At 70.8% G+C, this 17411-nt stretch carries 17 protein-coding genes; 8 read left to right on the plus strand and 9 right to left on the minus strand.

The genetic code is table 11. The annotated features are described in order from the left end of the window. Positions 1–363 precede the first annotated feature (363 nt). Positions 364–1005 (minus strand): DNA-3-methyladenine glycosylase, encoded by a 642-nt coding sequence (locus ACZ5VD_RS22840; RefSeq protein WP_468553938.1) that lies wholly within the window; start codon positions 1003–1005, stop codon positions 364–366. Positions 1006–1216: 211 nt separating this feature from the next. Between ACZ5VD_RS22840 and ACZ5VD_RS22845 the strand changes: the two genes are divergently transcribed. From ACZ5VD_RS22845 to ACZ5VD_RS22855, 3 genes are all read left to right on the plus strand, one after another. Next, positions 1217–1999, plus strand: coding sequence for a sporulation protein (locus ACZ5VD_RS22845; RefSeq protein ID WP_468553939.1), 783 nt, complete (start codon positions 1217–1219; stop codon positions 1997–1999). Between the two features lie 42 nt (positions 2000–2041). Next, positions 2042–2581 carry a YbhB/YbcL family Raf kinase inhibitor-like protein gene (locus tag ACZ5VD_RS22850; protein ID WP_468553940.1) on the plus strand — a complete coding sequence of 180 codons (540 nt, stop codon included), beginning with the start codon at positions 2042–2044 and terminating at the stop codon, positions 2579–2581. A gap of 146 nt (positions 2582–2727) precedes the next feature. Further along, the gene (locus ACZ5VD_RS22855; RefSeq protein ID WP_468553941.1) at positions 2728–3234 is read left to right on the plus strand and encodes an HNH endonuclease; all 507 of its coding nucleotides are present in this window, start codon (positions 2728–2730) and stop codon (positions 3232–3234) included. 66 nt (positions 3235–3300) lie between these two features. Here ACZ5VD_RS22855 and ACZ5VD_RS22860 read toward each other — a convergent pair whose 3' ends face one another. The 3 genes from ACZ5VD_RS22860 to ACZ5VD_RS22870 all read right to left on the minus strand — a co-directional run bounded on the left by ACZ5VD_RS22860 (position 3301) and on the right by ACZ5VD_RS22870 (position 5704). Next, positions 3301–4248, minus strand: coding sequence for an SPFH domain-containing protein (locus tag ACZ5VD_RS22860; RefSeq protein WP_468553942.1), 948 nt, complete (start codon positions 4246–4248; stop codon positions 3301–3303). Between the two features lie 141 nt (positions 4249–4389). After that, entirely contained in the window at positions 4390–4821 is a 432-nt protein-coding gene (locus ACZ5VD_RS22865) for an NfeD family protein (protein ID WP_468553943.1), read from the minus strand. Between the two features lie 85 nt (positions 4822–4906). Continuing rightward, positions 4907–5704: an ABC transporter ATP-binding protein gene (locus ACZ5VD_RS22870; protein WP_468553944.1), complete on the minus strand. Its 798-nt coding sequence runs from the start codon at positions 5702–5704 to the stop codon at positions 4907–4909. Positions 5705–5855: 151 nt separating this feature from the next. On the opposite strand from ACZ5VD_RS22870, the gene ACZ5VD_RS22875 reads away from it, so the two are divergent. Then, positions 5856–6644 (plus strand): hypothetical protein, encoded by a 789-nt coding sequence (locus ACZ5VD_RS22875; protein WP_468683098.1) that lies wholly within the window; start codon positions 5856–5858, stop codon positions 6642–6644. A 105-nt stretch (positions 6645–6749) separates the two neighbouring features. Here the strand turns inward: ACZ5VD_RS22875 and ACZ5VD_RS22880 are convergent, their stop codons facing one another. The 4 genes from ACZ5VD_RS22880 to ACZ5VD_RS22895 all read right to left on the minus strand — a co-directional run bounded on the left by ACZ5VD_RS22880 (position 6750) and on the right by ACZ5VD_RS22895 (position 9432). Beyond that, the gene (locus tag ACZ5VD_RS22880; protein ID WP_468553946.1) at positions 6750–6989 is read right to left on the minus strand and encodes a chaplin; all 240 of its coding nucleotides are present in this window, start codon (positions 6987–6989) and stop codon (positions 6750–6752) included. 191 nt (positions 6990–7180) lie between these two features. Further along, entirely contained in the window at positions 7181–7426 is a 246-nt protein-coding gene (gene chpE / locus ACZ5VD_RS22885) for a chaplin ChpE (protein ID WP_468553947.1), read from the minus strand. Positions 7427–7619: 193 nt separating this feature from the next. Continuing rightward, the gene (locus tag ACZ5VD_RS22890; RefSeq protein ID WP_468553948.1) at positions 7620–8261 is read right to left on the minus strand and encodes a response regulator; all 642 of its coding nucleotides are present in this window, start codon (positions 8259–8261) and stop codon (positions 7620–7622) included. Beyond that, a complete protein-coding gene (locus tag ACZ5VD_RS22895) occupies positions 8254–9432 on the minus strand; it encodes a GAF domain-containing sensor histidine kinase (RefSeq protein ID WP_468553949.1) in 1179 nt (392 codons plus the stop codon). Before ACZ5VD_RS22895 ends, ACZ5VD_RS22890 begins: the two co-directional genes overlap by 8 nt. Positions 9433–9617: 185 nt before the next feature. Between ACZ5VD_RS22895 and ACZ5VD_RS22900 the strand changes: the two genes are divergently transcribed. From ACZ5VD_RS22900 to ACZ5VD_RS22910, 3 genes are all read left to right on the plus strand, one after another. Then, positions 9618–10313, plus strand: a complete 696-nt coding sequence (locus tag ACZ5VD_RS22900) for an SDR family NAD(P)-dependent oxidoreductase (RefSeq protein ID WP_468553950.1) — start codon at positions 9618–9620, stop codon at positions 10311–10313. Then, a complete protein-coding gene (locus tag ACZ5VD_RS22905) occupies positions 10310–11398 on the plus strand; it encodes an S-adenosylmethionine:tRNA ribosyltransferase-isomerase (protein ID WP_468683099.1) in 1089 nt (362 codons plus the stop codon). Before ACZ5VD_RS22900 ends, ACZ5VD_RS22905 begins: the two co-directional genes overlap by 4 nt. Positions 11399–11695: 297 nt before the next feature. Continuing rightward, a complete protein-coding gene (locus ACZ5VD_RS22910; RefSeq protein ID WP_468553952.1) occupies positions 11696–12427 on the plus strand; it encodes a transglycosylase SLT domain-containing protein in 732 nt (243 codons plus the stop codon). 89 nt (positions 12428–12516) lie between these two features. Here ACZ5VD_RS22910 and ACZ5VD_RS22915 read toward each other — a convergent pair whose 3' ends face one another. Then, entirely contained in the window at positions 12517–15033 is a 2517-nt protein-coding gene (locus ACZ5VD_RS22915) for an ABC transporter ATP-binding protein/permease (RefSeq protein ID WP_468553953.1), read from the minus strand. A 252-nt stretch (positions 15034–15285) separates the two neighbouring features. Between ACZ5VD_RS22915 and ACZ5VD_RS22920 the strand changes: the two genes are divergently transcribed. Next, positions 15286–17307, plus strand: a complete 2022-nt coding sequence (locus ACZ5VD_RS22920) for a streptophobe family protein (RefSeq protein ID WP_468683100.1) — start codon at positions 15286–15288, stop codon at positions 17305–17307. Positions 17308–17411: the final 104 nt, after the last annotated feature.

Below are 17411 nucleotides of genomic sequence, written 5' to 3' on the forward strand. Positions count from 1 at the left end.
CAAGGAACGGACGCTTCCTTTGTACTCACCCGAGAGACTCTCTCAGGCTTTCCTCCGGGCGCTTCCCTTCGGTCTTGCGTTTCCGACTCTACCAGGTCCTTTCGGGCCCGATTCCCTGTCGGCGGGATTTGCCTTGAGGCTTTGGCTTTCGCCTGTCGGCCTTTCGACATTCACTACGTTAGCCGATTCCCTCGCCAGCTCATAATCGAGTGGTGCGAGTTCCGAATTCAGGCATGCGAGCACACCGAATTGGCCCCCGCGAAAGGGGAGTCGTAGGTAGTGGTTTGGCCGCTTCCGGCTGCAGGCGAACGCCGTACCCGGGTCAAGCGGCTCGGGCCACGTTACGCGCCTCCCCAAGGCGAGTCAACTTCGGCGGCGCCTGGGCACATGGGCCCGATAGGGGCTGACGGTCGGGTCGTTGGCGATCCAGAAGCGCCAGGGGTGGACGCCTCCGTCACCGGCCACTCCGGTGCGCGGACCGTTGCGTACCAGGTCCGGTGCCACGGGGGTGCCCGCAAGGACCCGCAGGGGTGTGTCGTCGGCGGTGCACGCGTCCGTGCCGTCCAGTTCCCGGTCCACGTCGAGGGCCGTGGCCAGCCGAGCCGGTCCTTTGGCCAGTTCCTTGTCATTTCGGGCCGAGAGTCGACGTTTGCGCGCCAGTTCGGCGCCTTCGGTGATCTCGCCGGCGCGGAGGAGGACGGCGCTCGACTCGCCCTCCGGGCCGCACACCAGGTTCATGCAGAACCACATGCCGTAGGTGAAGTAGACGTACACGTGTCCGGGCGGACCGAACATCACGCCGTTGCGGGCCGTGCGGCCGCGAAAGGCATGGGATCCGGGGTCGTTCGGACCGTCGTAGGCCTCGACCTCCGTGAGGCGCAGGGTGATCGGACCGTCCGGGGTGGCGCGTACGAGGAGGCGGCCCAGGAGATCGGGGGCGACTTCCAGTACGGGTCGGTCGAAGAACTCCCTGGGCAGGGGCGTACGGTCGGGGCTCGCGATCATGCCGTCCGAGGGTAGTGCAGACGGGTGGGCGCGACGGGGTGGTCAGGGGGCGTTCGTCTTGCCAGGGTGAGAGCCCGGAACCGGCCGTGGCCGGATCGCGTTTGTATGGATCAAGGACCCGCGCGCGAGACAGCGCCGGATGCGCAAGAAGCAGGACGACGGAACCGATGGAACAGGTCGTGCCCGAGGGGCCGCCTGGAGAGGGAGAGACATGGCGTTCAAGAAGCTGCTCGCGAGCCTGGGTGCCGGCGGGGCTTCGGTGGAGACGGTGCTGACCGAGGTCAACGTCGTTCCGGGTGGTGTCGTCCAGGGCGAGGTGCGGATCCAGGGCGGGTCCGTCGACCAGCAGATCGAGGCGCTGTCGGTCGGGCTGCAGGCCAAGGTCGAGGTCGAGAGCGGCGACCAGGAGTACAAGCAGGACATCGAGTTCACCAAGCAGCGGCTGGGAGGTGCCTTCGAGCTGAAGGCGGGCGCCGTGCACGTGGTGCCGTTCGGGCTGGAGGTCCCGTGGGAGACGCCGATCACGACGATCGACGGCCGTGCGCTGCCCGCGATGCACATCGGGGTGAGCACCGAGCTGGAGATCGCGCGTGCGGTGGACTCCGGTGACCTCGACCCGGTCAACGTGCACCCGCTGCCGGCGCAGAAGGCGATCCTGGACGCCTTCATCCAGCTGGGCTTCCGGTTCAAGAACGCGGACATGGAGCGCGGCCACATCAGGGGCACGCGCCAGAAGCTGCCGTTCTACCAGGAGATCGAGTTCCTGCCGCCGCAGCAGTACCGGGGGCTGAACCAGGTCGAGCTGAGCTTCGTCGCGGACCAGAACGCGATGGACGTCATCCTGGAGATGGACAAGAAGCCGGGTCTGTTCAGCGAGAGCAGCGACACGTTCCGCTCGTTCCAGGTGGGCCTGCACGACTACCAGGGCACTGACTGGGCGGCGTACCTCAACCAGTGGCTGTCCGAGGTCGGCAGCAAGCGCAACTGGTTCTAGGCTCGGAAGCACTGACTCCAGAAACGATCAGGAGGTACCGAGGTGACCGAGCTCAAGCGGCGGCCGCTCCCCCATGACTTCCATCCCCCCGTCCCGTCGTTCACGGTGACGAGCGAGGACGTCGCGGCGGGCGCGACGCTCAAGGACGCTCAGGTCCAGGCGGCCGGCAACACCTCGCCGCAGCTGCGGTGGGAGGGCTTCCCGGCCGAGACCAAGAGCTTCGCCGTGACCTGCTACGACCCCGATGCCCCGACCGGCAGCGGGTTCTGGCACTGGGTCCTGTTCGACATCCCGGCCTCGGTGACCGAGCTGCCGGCGGGCGCGGGCAGCGGCAAGTTCGAAGGACTGCCGGAGGGTGCCGTACAGGCGCGCAACGACTACGGGTCGAAGGACTTCGGTGGTGCCGCGCCGCCGCCCGGGGACGGATCGCACCGGTACGTCTTCACGGTGTACGCGGTGGACCAGGACAAGCTCGGTCCGGACTCGGACGCCAGTCCGGCCGTTGTGGGCTTCAACCTGCGTTTTCACACCCTTGCCCGGGCCCAGCTGGTCGGTGAGTACGAGGTGCCCGCCGAAGACTGACGTTCCCGGAAAGTTTGCCCGTCCCTGGTCTTGGAAGTGATCAGGGGCGGGCACTTTTTTATTGCGTTGTCCATCTCGGTGTGCCCGGCCAGAGTTGATCCAAGCCCGCCAGGGGGTGGGCCGGTGCGCACGGGAGGTGGGCTGACATGCGGGACACGCTGGTACTGAACGCGAGCTTCGAGCCGCTGTCGACGGTGACGTTGAACCGAGCCGTCGTTCTGGTGCTTCAGGACAAGGCCGTTGTCGAGCAGTCGCACCCCGAACTGCGCATGCGGGGAGCCGCGGTCGACATACCGGTGCCTCGGGTGATCAGGCTGTGCAGGTATGTCCGGGTGCCGTTCCGAAGACAAGCGCCGTGGTCGAGGCGGGGTGTCCTGGTCCGGGACCAGCACCGGTGCGCGTACTGCGGCAGGCGGGCGACGACCGTGGACCATGTGGTGCCGCGGTCGCGGGGTGGCCAGGACTCCTGGCTGAACACGGTGGCGTCGTGCTCGACGGACAACCACCGCAAGGCGAACCGGACTCCGGAGGAGGCCGGCATGCCGCTGCTGCGGCAGCCGTTCGAGCCGACTCCGGCGGACGCGATGCTGCTGTCGCTGGGCAGTGAGGAGTTCGGGGCGCTGCCGAAGTGGCTGGCGCGGGAGGCGGCTTAGTCGCTACGGACAACTGGGGCCCGCCTCCGCGGAGGTGGGCCCCAGTGTCGTACGCGGATCTCGTCGTCAGTCGATCGACGGCTTCTCTCGGCGCTCCGAACCGGAGCCGCCGTTGCCCCCGCCGCCCGAACCGCCGCCCAGGTTGCCGAAGTTGCCCATGGCCCCGGACAGGCCCTTGAGGGCGTCGCCGATTTCGCTGGGGACGATCCAGAGCTTGTTCGCGTCGCCTTCGGCGATCTTCGGGAGCATCTGGAGGTACTGGTAGGAGAGGAGCTTCTGGTCCGGGTCGCCGGCGTGGATCGCCTCGAAGACCGTACGGACGGCCTGAGCCTCGCCCTCGGCGCGCAGGGCCGCTGCCTTGGCCTCGCCCTCGGCGCGCAGGATCTGGGACTGCTTCTCGCCCTCCGCGGTGAGGATGGCGGCCTGGCGCGTGCCTTCGGCGGTGAGGATCGCGGCGCGCTTGTCACGGTCGGCGCGCATCTGCTTCTCCATCGAGTCCTGGATGGAGGTCGGCGGTTCGATGGCCTTCAGTTCCACGCGGTTGACGCGGATGCCCCACTTGCCGGTGGCCTCGTCCAGGACGCCGCGCAGGGCCGCGTTGATCTCCTCGCGGGAGGTCAGGGTGCGCTCCAGGTCCATGCCGCCGATGATGTTGCGGAGCGTGGTGACGGTGAGCTGCTCGATGGCCTGGATGTAGCTGGCGACCTCGTACGTCGCCGCCCGCGCGTCTGTCACCTGGTAGTAGATGACGGTGTCGATGTTGACCACCAGGTTGTCCTGGGTGATCACCGGCTGGGGCGGGAACGGCACGACCTGTTCACGCAGGTCGATGCGGTTGCGGATGGTGTCGATGAACGGGACCACGATGTTGAGGCCCGCGTTGAGCGTGCGTGTGTAGCGCCCGAAGCGCTCCACGATCGCGGCGCTCGCCTGCGGGATGACCTGGATCGTCTTGATCAGGGCGATGAAGACCAACACCACCAGAATGATCAAGACGATGATGACCGGTTCCATCGTGCAACCCGTACCCTTCTCCGCCTCGGCGCTTTCGGAAGATCTTATGGTTGTCGAAGATCTTGCTGCACGAGTCTGTCAGACCGTCGCTCAACTCGTGGGACGTTCGGTTCAGTTACGTCATGCCTGCGTAGCGAGGGGTCACATGACGATCGCCGTTGCTCCCTCGATCTCCACGACGTCCACTTCCTCACCCACTTCGTAGGCGCGGTCGGTGGTGAGGGCGCGGGCCGACCAGATCTCCCCGGCGAGTTTGATCCGGCCGCCGGCGCCGTCGACGCGCTCCAGGACGACGGCCTGTCTGCCCTTCAAGGCGTCGATGCCGGTGGCGAACTGGGGTCGTTGTGCGCCGTGCCGGGCCGCGATGGGCCGGACGACGGCGATGAGGGAGACCGAGACGGCGACGAAGGCGAGTACCTGGAAGGTGATGCCTCCGCCGACTCCGGCCACGATCGCCGCGGCGACGGCGCCCACCGCGAACATGCCGAACTCCGGCATCGCGGTCACCACGAGCGGGATTCCGAGCGCTGCCGCGCCGACGAGCCACCACACCCATGCGTCGATGTCGTTCACATGGTCATGGTATGTCCGGGAGACCTGCCTCCGACAGGGCGCCGGGGGCTCGGAACTGCCTTGTCGTCCGGGGAGTTGGGCCGGATCAGGCCATCGGGAGGCCCTGCGCGGTCCAGCGCTCGCCGACCTGTTCGACGACGAGCGGGAGTCCGAAGCACAGGGAGAGGTTGCGGGAGGTGAGTTCGAGCTCCAGCGGTCCGGCGGCGAGGACCTTGCCCTGGCGGATCATGAGGACGTGGGTGAAGCCGGGGGCGATCTCCTCGACGTGGTGGGTGACCATCAGCATCGAGGGGGCGATCGGGTCGCGGGCGAGGCGGCCGAGACGCCGTACGAGGTCCTCGCGGCCGCCGAGGTCGAGACCGGCGGCGGGCTCGTCGAGGAGCAGCAACTCGGGGTCGGTCATGAGGGCGCGGGCGATCAGGGTGCGCTTGCGCTCGCCCTCGGAGAGCGTGCCGAACTTTCGCTCCAGGTAGTCGGTCATGCCGAGGCGGTCGAGGAAGGCACGGGCGCGCTGCTCGTCGATCTCCTCGTATTCCTCCTGCCAGCCGGCGGTCATGCCGTACGCGGCGGTCAGCACGGTCTGCAGGACGGTCTGGCGCTTGGGGAGCTTGTCGGCCATGGCGAGGCCGGCCATACCGACGCGCGGGCGGAGCTCGAAGACGTCGGTGCCGGGGCTGCCGAGGGTCTCGCCGAGGATGGTGGCGGTGCCCTTGCTGGGGTAGAGGTAGCTGGACGCGACGTTCAGGAGGGTGGTCTTGCCGGCGCCGTTCGGGCCGAGGATGACCCAGCGCTCGCCTTCCTTGACCGACCAGGAGACCTGGTCCACCAGAGCCCGGCCCTCGCGGACCACGGATACGTCCTGAAGCTCCAGAACATCGCTCATGAGCGCGTTGTCTCCCCTTGCAGTGTGGCCGGTCTCGGCTGTCGCGTTCGCCTGTGGCGCGGTCCGCCGCGCCGGTGGGCGCAGCCCTCGAAGAAATCTACGCCACCGGTCGCCCGCTCCATTCCATCGGTCCGGTCCTTAGGGTGGAGGCATGCTCACGGAACCACGATCTGGACGCCTCGCGGCCTGGGGAAATGCCCTGTTGGCCGGACTTGTCTCACCGGACGACGCCGTCCTCGCCATCGTCGGCGAGGACGCGGTGCACCGGGTGGAAGGGCTGCCGGGTGAGTCGGCGCCCGTCGGTCTCACGCTCGCGCTGGGGCGGCTGCGGTCGCTCGGGGCGACGGGGCTGCGGGTCGCGCTGCCGGCGCCCGGGCATCCGCTGGGGCTGAGCGGGCCGCCGGACTTCAACGCGCGGGCGTTGGATGCCGAGGAGGCGGTGGTCTGTCACGGGGCCGCGCTCGGGCTGGTGCCGGAGGTGTACGAGGCCGGCCCCGAGGGCGATGTGCATGTCGAGGTCGTGTGGCACTGCCTTGAGGTGCGGGAGGCGCCGCCGGCCGATGTGCCCTCGCTCGGGGAGGCCGAGCGGGAGCTGGCGGAGGCGCTGCGGGACGCGACCGAGGTGCTGACGCGGCTGGACGTGGCCGGCTCGGGGCCGGTCGCGGAGGCGGCGGTCGGTGCGTATCGGGCGCGGGCCGAGCGGGGGCGCGAGGTGTTGGCGCCGGGGTATCCGCCGCGGGCGGTGCGGGTGCTGGAGTTGGCGCAGCGGGTGGGCTTGCTGGTCGATCTGGCGTACGAGAACGGGCCGGGGGGTGCGGTGAGCGCGTCCGAGATGGCGGCGCGGGGCGTCGCGTTGCGGCCGGTGGAGCGGACGGCCCGGCGGGCGCAGGTGGCCGCGTACAACGCGTATGTGGAGGAGCGGGAGCGGGGCGTTCGCTGAGCGCCGACGGCGACGGGCCGCCCGATGTTCCGGCCCCTGCTCGGGCATGCGGGAAGCCCCGCGGATCCTCGTCGATTCGCGGGGCTTCTCGTATGCCGTGGGATGTCAGTCGTTGGCGCCCGAGTTGCCGAACGCCGGGTTCAGCAGACCGATGACGTTCACGCTGTCACCGACGACGTTGACGGGGACGTGGACCGGAACCTGGACGAGGTTGCCGGAGCCGACGCCCGGCGACTTCACGGCCGCACCGTCGGCACCCGAGTCGGCGACAGCGGCACCGGCGGAGGCACCGGCGGCGATACCGGCGACGGTGAGGGCCACGGCGGCCTTCTTGGCGATGTTCATGAGAAGCGTTCCTCCTGCGTTTGCGTGTCCGACCCGGCCGCGGGTCGTGCGCTGATCAACGCCGTAGGGATCCGGAACGGCACGGGGTTGGGAGCCCTAGTGCCCGTTCGGGCCATTCGGGCGAAAAGCTGACCGGCCTCCCGGGGGAACCCCCGGGAGGCCGAAGTCATGACCTTTTTCGGCGACTGGCGTCAGCGGTTGATGCCCAGGTTGCCGAAGGCGGGGTTCAGCACACCGATGACGTTCACGCTGTTGCCGACCGCGTTCACCGGGATGTGCACCGGGGCCTGGACGAGGTTGCCCGAGACGACGCCCGGCGAGCCCACGGCGTTGCCGTCGGCGACCGCACCGTCGGTGGCGGAGGCCATACCGGCACCGGCGGCGACCAGCCCGCCGGCCACCATCGTCACGGCCGCTACCTTCTTCAGGTTCTTCACTTCTGAGCCCTCCTAGCGATGGCCGCGGCAGTCGCCGCAGCACGCACTGGAGAACGGCGGAGATCCGCAAAGGATGCGCCATCCGGGGGACATTCCCACGACGGTATGAATCTCAGCCCGGAACGGAACGCTCCGTATTGCCGCCGGGAGCGTGCGCCTGGCGTGTTCCGGGGCCTGGTGCCCGGGCCGGGCCCTATCCGGCCGCCCCGTGCCGTACGGCCCACAGGGCGGCCTGGGTGCGGTCCGCCAGGTCGAGTTTCATCAGGATGTTCGAGACATGCGTCTTGACGGTCTTCTCCGAGAGCACCAGGGCGCGGGCGATCTCGCGGTTGGAGCGGCCGTCCGCTATCAGCCCGAGCACCTCACGCTCCCGTTCGGTGAGCGAACCTCCTCTGCCCTGGCCGGAGTTGTTGACCTCCTGGGACAACAGCGCGCCCGCGACCTCGGGTTGGAGCAGGATGTGGCCGGCGTGCACGGAGCGGATGGCGCCGGCGAGGGCGTCGGGGTCGATGTCCTTGTACACGTACCCCGCGGCGCCGGCGCGCAGGGCCGGGACGACCGTGCGCTGTTCGGTGAAGCTGGTGACGACGAGGACGCGCGCGGGGTTGCTCAGTTCGCGGAGCTTGCGCAGCGCGTCGACGCCGTCCATGCCCGGCATCTTGACGTCCATGAGGACGACGTCGGGTTTCAGTTCCTCGGCGCGGGCGACGCCTTCGGCGCCGTCGGCCGCCTCGCCCACGACCTCGATGTCGTCCTGCACTTCGAGGAAGGTACGCAGACCTCGGCGGACCACCTGGTGGTCGTCGACGAGCAGTACCTTGATCGCGTCAGCCACCGGGGACCTCCATCTCGATGGTGGTGCCCTTGCCGGGCGCCGATTCCACGCTCAGTACACCGCCGACCCCGTCGGCCCGGTCCCGCATCGAGACCAGGCCGAGGTGGCGGCCCGCGCGGCGGATCCCCCGGGGGTCGAAGCCGCTGCCTCCGTCCGTCACCCGCAGGACGGCTCCGCAGCCACGCCGGTCCAGGGTCACCTCGACGTGGTCGGCGCCCGAGTGCCGCAGGGCGTTGTGCAGGGCCTCCTGGGCGACGCGCAGGACGGCCTCTTCCTGGGCGGCGGGCAGGGCACGGACGCCGAGACTCGCGAAGGTCACGCGCGCGCCGTGGGCCCGGTCGAGGACCTGGATGTGGGTGCGGAGGGTGGCCACCAGGCCGTCCTCGTCCAGGGCCGCGGGGCGCAGCTCGACGACGGCCGCGCGCAGTTCGTCGGCGGCCTCCGCGGCGAGCGCGGCCACCTGTTGCAGCTCGCCCTTGGCGCGGGCGGGGTCCCGGTCGACCAGGGTGGCGGCGGCCTGGGCGGTCAGGCGCAGGGAGAACAGCTTCTGGCTGACCGCGTCGTGCAGTTCGTGGGCGAGCCGGGAGCGTTCCTCGGCGATCGTGAGCTCGCGGCTGCGTTCGTACAGGCGGGCGTTGGTGAGGGCGATCGCGGCGTGCTGGGCGAGGATCGACAGGAGTTCCTCGTCGTCCTCGGTGAAGCCGCAGCCACCTTCCCGCTCGGGGTGCCGGGTGGGTGAGGGGTCTCCTCCCACCGGGCTCAGCTTGTTGGCGAGGAAGAGCGCGCCGATGACCTCGTCGCCGTCGCGGATCGGCAGGCCCAGGAAGTCGGACATGTCAGGGTGGGCGGACGGCCAGCCCTCGAAGCGGGGGTCCTTGCGGACGTCGGCGAGGCGCTCGGGCCTGGCCTCGTGCAACATCGCGGCGAGGATGCCGTGCTGGCGCGGGAGGGGGCCGATGGCCTTCCACTGCTCCTCGCTGACGCCGTCCACCACGAACTGGGCGAAGCCGCCGTGGTCGTCGGGGACACCCAGGGCGGCGTACTGCGCGTCGAGCAGCTCACGGGCCGAGGCGACGATCGTCTTGAGGACGTCGCGCACCTCCAGGTGCCTGCTCATGGCCAGCAGCGCGGCGCTCACCGCGGCGAGGCCGGACCGGGGGCCTTGACTCATGCCCTCACGGTACCGGCGGGGTGTGACAGTCCGTATCCGACCTGCGGCGGCTCCTCCTGGGCCGGGAGACCTAGGGCGAAGGGCCTCGCCGCTCTGCGGCTCGCGTCCGAGGCGGGGGCGGCGGCCCGGTTCCTACGTTGGGGGCACGCCGATCAACGGGCGTCGAGGACGAGGGGACGGGTGTCATGCCGGTAGCGATCATCACGGGGGCCTCGAAAGGGCTGGGGCGGGCGTTGGCGGACGCCCTGGCCGCCCGGGGCTGGGATCTGGTGCTCGGCGCCAGAGGCGCCGAGGCGCTCACGGAGGCGGCACGGGCGGTCTCCGGGCACGGGACGCGGGTGAGGGGCCTCGCCGGCGACGTCACGGACGCCGGGCACCGGAGCGGGCTGGTGGCGGCGGCCTGGCAGCTCGGGGGCGTCGACCTGGTGGTGAGCAACGCGAGCGCGTTGGGCGCCGAGCCGCTGGTACGGCTGGACGAGCTGCCCCTGGAGGGACTGCGGCGAGCCCTGGAGGTGAACGTGGTGGCCGCGCTGGGGCTCGTCCAGGAGGCGCTGCCGCTGTTGCGGGCGTCCGGGGCGGGCACGGTGATCGCGGTCAGTTCGGACGCGGCGGCCGAGGCCTACGAGACCTGGGGCGGTTACGGGGCCTCCAAGGCGGCCCTGGACCAGCTCACGGCGGTGCTGGGCGCGGAGGAGCCCGGGCTGCGGGTCTGGGCGGTCGACCCCGGGGACATGGCGACGGACCTGTACGCGGCGGCCGTACCGGAGGACGGGGAGCCACGTCCGGAGCCGGCCGGTGTGGTGCCGGCGTTCCTGCGGCTGCTGGACGAGCGGCCGGCGAGCGGGCGATATGGGGCGCCCGCTCTGTTGGAGGGGCGATGACATTGGCGACGGGGGTCCCGGCGGAGCTGTCGGCGCGGGTGCCGGCCGAGCAGCGTGGGCCCGGGCTCGACCGGGACGCCGTACGGCTGCTGATGTCGCGGGGCACCGAGGTGGCACACCACGCCTTCGGGGAGCTGCCCCGGCTGCTGCGGGCCGGGGATCTGCTGGTCGTGAACACCTCGCCGACGCTGGCCGCCGCGGTGGACGGGCGGATCGGGCACGCGCGCGTGGTGGTGCACTTCTCCGCCCTCGGGGACGACGGGCGGTGGGCGGTCGAGCTGCGGGAGCCCGACGGGAAGGGCACCACGCGCGTGCGGACGGGTGGATCCGCAGGGACGCGGGTGCGGCTGCCCGGGGGCGGGTGGCTGGTGCTGGAGGAGCCGGTGAGCACCCGTGGTGAGCGGTTGTGGTGGGCGCGGGTGTCGACGGCCGACGTCCTCGGGGTGCTGCGCGGGCACGGGCGGCCCATTCGGTACTCCTATACGGAGCGGGACCAGCCGTTGTCCGTGTACCAGACGGTGTTCGCGCTGCCGTCGCCCGACGGGTCGGGCAGTGCGGAGATGCCGAGTGCGGCGCGGCCGTTCACCGCGCGGCTGGTGGCGGAGCTGGTGAGCCGGGGGGTGCAGTTCGCGCCGGTCACGCTGCACACGGGGGTGGCGTCGGCGGAGGCGCACGAGCCGCCGTATCCGGAGCGGTTCGCGGTGCCGGAGGCCTCGGCGCGGCTGATCAACGCGGCGAAGGCGGGGGACGGCAGGGTGCTGGCGGTGGGGACGACCGCCGTGCGGGCCGTGGAGTCGGCGGCGGCGGGGCCGGACGGGGTCGTCCGCGCGCGCGAGGGGTGGACCGGTCTCGTGGTGACCCCGGAGCGCGGGGTGCGGGTGGTGGAGGGGCTGCTGACCGGGCTGCACGAGCCCGAGGCCTCGCATCTGCTGATGCTGGAGGCGGTCGCGGGGCGGGCGGCGGTCGACCGCGGGTACGAGGAGGCGCTGCGCGGGCTCTACCTGTGGCACGAGTTCGGGGACGTGCACCTCCTCCTCCCGGAGGAGGTGCCTCACACAGAGCATTGCGCCAGCAACTCTTGGTGAGACTGCTGCGCCCCCGATGTGAGCCCGCACATAGGGCGCAGATCACGTACTAGGCGAAATAGGAGACAAAGGCTTCCCGCGTGAACGGGGCAGACGTTCCAGTCTGTCCCGTTTTGGCCTCCCCTGGTCCACTACCCGGGGTCGTAGGTCACACCTTTGCCTGGGGTTTTTGCGGCCGCTAAGAATGGCAGCCGTCGCTCAGCGCCGCGGGTCCCGCCCGCGGCGTTCGTGCCGGAATCAGCACTGTCCCCCACCGGACGCCGAGCGACCTCCGCGCTATTCGAAGAGGTCCACCGCATGCCCGAGAACGCCAAGAACCGAAGTCGCACCCTGACCCGGACGCACAAGATCGCGATCGCCGGCGTCGCCACGCTCGGTGCCGCCGCCGTGGCGTTCACCGCGGTGCCGGGTGGGCAGACGACCACGTCCGAGGCGGCCGGCGTCTCGGCCCCGGTGGCCTACCACTCCGAGCAGCTCACGGGCCTGCGCTCGGGCGTCACCGAGCAGCTCACCGGTGACAGCCTGCAGAGCAGGGCCACCGAGGCGAAGGCGAAGGCCGCCGCGGCGGCCAAGGCGCAGGCCGCCGCGAAGAAGAAGGCCGCCACGGCGGCAGCCACGAAGAAGGCCGCGGCGGCGCGCAAGGCGAAGGAGGCCGCGAGCCGGTCCGCCCAGCGCCCGCAGATCAAGGCCGTCGCCGCGAAGAGCTACGCCGACAACCTCGACGGCTGGATCAAGGAGTCCCTGGACATCATGAAGTCCAAGGGCATACCGGGTTCGTACAACGGTCTGTACCGCAACATCATGCGGGAGTCCTCGGGCAACCCGAACGCGATCAACAACTGGGACATCAACGCCATCAACGGCATCCCGTCCCAGGGCCTGCTCCAGGTGATCCCGCCGACCTTCGACGCGTACCACGTCTCGGGCACGTCGACGCGCATCACCGACCCGGTCGCCAACATCACCGCCGCCGCCAACTACGCGGCCGACAAGTACGGCTCGATCGACAACGTCAACAGCGCGTACTGAGGCCGCGCGGACCTCTTCTACGCCGAAGGGCGGCATCCCCACCGGGGGTGCCGCCCTTCACCGTCGTCCTCACCGCCGTACGGCAGTGATCACTTGCGCATCACCTCGGGCTCGTGGCGGCGCAGGAAGCGCGCCACGAAGAAGCCGCAGAGCACCCCGAGGACCAGCAGGGCGGCCATGTCCATGCTCCAGGCGCCGACGGTGTGCTCCCACAGCGGGTCGGTCCCGCCGCCGTCCTTGGGCGGGCTGATCTTGTTGAAGTCCAGCGTGGCGCCCGCGGCGGCGACCGCCCAGCGGGACGGCATCAGGTACGAGAACTCGTTGACGCCGACCGCGCCGTTCAGGGTGAACAGGCAGCCGGTGAACACGACCTGGATGATCGCGAACATGACCAGCAGCGGCATGGTCTTCTCGGCCGTCTTCACCAGCGAGGAGATGATCAGGCCGAACATCATCGAGGTGAAACCGAGCGCCATGATCGGGATGGACAGCTCGATCATGGTGGCGCTGCCGAGGATCAGGCCCTGCTTGGGGATCTCCCGGCTGGCGAACCCGATGACACCGACCAGCAGGCCCTGGAACGCGGTGATCAGGCCGAGCACGAACACCTTGGACATCAGGTACGCGGAGCGGGACAGGCCGGTGGCGCGTTCCCGCTCGTAGATGACCCGTTCCTTGATCAGTTCACGGACCGAGTTCGCGGCGCCGGCGAAGCAGGCGCCGACCGCGAGGATGAGCAGGACCGTGGTGGCCGTGCCGTTCGGGATGATCCGGCCGGTCTGCGGGTTGGCCGGGTTGGGCAGCAGGCTGTTGCCCGAGTCGATGAGCAGGCTCACCGCGCCCAGGACGGCCGGCAGGATCACCGTCAGGGCCAGGAAGCCCTTGTCGGAGGCGATCACCGAGGTGTAGCGGCGCACCAGCGTGACGAACTGGGACATCCAGCCCTGCGGCTTCGGCGGCCTCATCGCCTGCATCGGCGGCATCTGTACGGACTGCGGCGCGACGGCGTCGATGTCCGCGGCGTACATCTGGTAGTGCTGCGACCCCTTCCAGCGGCCCGCCCAGTCGTAGTCGCGGTAGCTCTCGAAGGCGGAGAAGACGTCGGCCCAGGTGTCGTAGCCGAAGAAGTTCAGCGCCTCCTCCGGCGGGCCGAAGTAGGCGACGGAACCGCCGGGCGCCATCACGAGGAGCTTGTCGCAGATCGCCAGCTCGGCCACGGAGTGGGTGACGACGAGGACCGTCCGGCCGTCGTCGGCGAGGCCGCGCAGCAGCTGCATGACATCGCGGTCCATGCCCGGGTCGAGGCCGGAGGTCGGCTCGTCCAGGAAGATCAGCGACGGCTTGGTGAGCAGCTCCAGGGCCACCGAGACGCGCTTGCGCTGGCCACCGGAGAGGGAGGTGACCTTCTTCTCCTTGTGGATGTCCAGCTTGAGTTCACGCAGCACCTCGTCGATGCGGGCGTTGCGCTCGGCGGTCGTGGTGTCGGCCGGGAAGCGCAGCTTGGCCGCGTACTTGAGGGCCTTCTTGACGGTCAGCTCCTTGTGCAGGATGTCGTCCTGCGGGACCAGACCGATGCGCTGACGCAGCTCGGCGAACTGCTTGTACAGGTTGCGGTTGTCGTAGAGGACGTCACCCTGGTTCGCGGGCCGGTAGCCCGTGAGCGCCTTCAGGAGCGTCGACTTGCCCGAGCCGGACGGGCCGATGACCGCGATCAGCGACTTCTCCGGGACGCCGAAGGAGACGTCCTTGAGGATCTGCTTGCCGCCGTCGACCGTGACGGTCAGATGACGGGCCGAGAACGACACCTCGCCGGTGTCGACGAACTCCTCAAGACGGTCGCCGACCAGGCGGAACGTGGAGTGGCCGACGCCGACGATGTCGTTCGGGCCGAGCAGCTGGGAGCCGCCCTTGGCGATCGGCTGACCGTTGACGTAGGTGCCGTTGTGCGAGCCCAGGTCGCGGATCTCGAAGCGGCCGTCCGGCGTCGCGTGGAACTCCGCGTGGTTCCGGGAGACCTGGAGGTCGGAGACGACCAGCTCGTTCTCCAGGGCACGGCCGATGCGCATCACACGCCCGAGCGAGAACTGGTGGAACGTGGTCGGGCTGCGGTCGCCGTAGACCGGCGGCGCCCCCGCGCCACCACCGGGGCCCTGCTGCGGGAACTGCGGAGCGGCGGGCTGCTGCGGTGGCTGCTGCCAGCCGGCCTGCGGTGCCTGCTGCTGCGGAGGCGCCTGCTGCGCCCAGCCGGGATTCGCGCCCTGAGCCGCGTACGGCTGCTGCTGGGGCTGTGCCTGTGGCGTGGCCACGGCGGCCGCGGTGCCGGAGAGGCTGACCTTCGGCCCGTCCGTCGCGTTGCCCAGGTGCACGGCCGAGCCGGGACCGATCTCCAACTGGTGGATCCGCTGCCCCTGCACGAACGTGCCGTTGGTGCTGCCATGGTCCTCGATGACCCAACTGCGGCCGCTCCAGCTGATCGTGGCATGCCGCCACGACACCCTGGCGTCGTCGAGTACGACGTCCCCCTGCGGATCACGTCCGAGGGTGTATGACCGGGACGCGTCGAGCGTCCAGGTTTGTCCGTTCAATTCCAGTACGAGTTCCGGCACTCCATGCCCCACTGAGTAGTCCCCCGAATTACCCCCAACACAGGGAGTCTAGGGATGTCGAACATCGTCGGGAACTATTTCAGGCTCGACCCCCTGACCGAAAGTCGGGCCTTGTGAAGAAGGCGTACGCCCGCTTCGGCCGTTTCCGTTGACGGGGTTGAAACCGGACCGGAGAGTGGTAATCCACGCGAGGGGGACATGCGCGGCAAGCGGGCCGCGCAGCGGATCGGGGGGTCTGCCATGAGTGCGTCCATGAGCGTCGAGACCACGAAGCGCGGCGCGAGGCTGCCCTGGGGAGACATCCTGCTGTCCGCGATCGCCTCCGTCAGCTGGGCGTTGATCGGGATGGCGGGCACCGCGGCGCTCGGTCTGCATCTGCTCGAAGCCGACACGGCGGGCTCGCTCGGTCCGATGACCGCGGCGGTGGTGACCCTCGGGGCGGGTGGTTCCGTCACCCCGTCCGGCGATGTGTCCGCATTCGGTCTGACGGGCGCGGAGGCGGCCACCGCCATCGAGATCACGCCACTGGGCGTGAGCCTGGTCGGCGCGCTGCTCCTGTCGTGGTTCTTCCTGCGGTCCCTGCGCGGCGCCGGAGCGGTGATCGGCCTCTCCGAACTCCTCGTCCGCGCCGGAGCGGTCGTCGCGCTGTTCGTGGCGATGCTGGGCGGGCTGGCCTGGGCGGGTCACGACGTCATCACGATCGACGGGAGCGCGCTGGGGCTCGACGACCTGCCCGGCGGGGGCGGGGCCGGCGGCATCGAGATCCCCGGCGTGGGTGACATCGGTGACATCGGCGGACTGCTGCCCGACCAGATCGGTGACCTCATCGACGCGAAGGCCGCCGTCGGCTTCGGCGTCGACACCGTGCCCACCCTGTTCGGCGGGCTCGGCTGGTCGGCCGGGATCCTGCTGATCGCCCTGCTGGCCTCGCGCCGCACACCGCTGCCGCGCGGCTGGCAGGCCGTGCACCGCGTCGTGCGCCCGGCCGCGTCCGCGCTGGTCACGGTGTTGCTGGTGGCCGTCGCGGCCGGGTTCGCGGCGGCGGCGTACGCGGCGATCGGCGACGACCATCCGAAGCGGATCGCGGGGGCGGCACTGGTGGGGGCGCCGAACGGGGTGTGGCTGGGCATCCCGATCGGCCTGTTCGTCCCGTTCGACGGCAGGGCGACGGGCATCCTGACGAACTTCCTGCCGGCTCCGCTGGACGAACTGCTGAACTCCGGCTCCGACCAGTCCGTGACGCTCGGGCGACTGGCCGAACTCGACGGGCGGGTGTGGCTGCTGGGGATCGCGGCCACGGTGATGATGCTGCTGGCGGGCGTGCTGACGGCGGTCCGGACGCCGGTGGCGGAGTGGGCGCGGAATGGCGCCGGCGCGACGGCGGAGCGGGCTGGGGGCGGTACGGGCGCGAGGGCCGGAAGTGGCGCCGGCGCGACTGGTGACTCGGCCGGCGGCTCGACGGGAGGCGCGGGTTCCGCGGGGGTACGGGATCCGGGTGCCCTCGGTTTCGCGGGGCGGTGTGCGCTGCGGCTGGGGCTCGCCACGGCGCTGACGATGCCGTTGCTCGCCTGGCTGACGGAGGTGTCCGTGAACGCCTCGCTGTCGGTGCTCGGCTTCGACGGATTCGGCGCGGGTGTCGACCTGCGCGGCGACCTCGGCATGGCGCTGCTCCTGGGCGCCGTGTGGGGCGCGGGCGCGGGGGCCACCGGTGCGCTGCTCGCCCGGGCGACCGGGGCGGCGGGGCGGCGGGCGGCCCCACTGGCGCTGGCGGGCAGTGAGCGGTGGAAGGCCGGGGACGAGGGCGGGGGCGGGCCCGTGGGTGCCCCGTACGCGGGTGAGCGCGCGGGTGGGCCGACCTGGCCGCCCGCCCCAGGGCCTCCGGTGCCGACAGGGCCGTACGCGGGTGAGGGGGGCGTGCCCCCCGCCCGTACCCCCGGGGTGCCGCACGGCGACGAGTCCGGACCGTACGATCCCAGGTCGCCGTACCGGCCGCCGAACCCGGCGACCAACCCGTATCTGCGGGTGCCGGACGCGTTACGGGAACCGGAGGACGCACGGCCGGCCGACGAGCCGCCGGGGCCCGAGGGTCCGCGGTCGCCCGGCGACGACGTGTACGGCGCGCCCACGATGGCCCGGCCCTTCGAACCGCCCCCGCGGTCGCCGCGCTCCCCGCGGAAACCGCCGGCCGCCTCCGGGCAGGGGTCGCCCCCGCCGCCTCCCCCGCCTCCGCCCCCGGCGCCCCCGCCGCCCGGGAGGCCGAGGAGGGGTCGGTGAGCCGTCCGTGACGGAGGCCGGGGGCAACGCCGTGGACAGCGAAGACGGGGCCGCCCCGGCAGCCCGTCGGCACCGGTGCGCCACCCGGTGTTCCCTGTCCGTCA

The sequence above is a fragment of the Streptomyces sp. NPDC032822 genome, assembly GCF_055578825.1.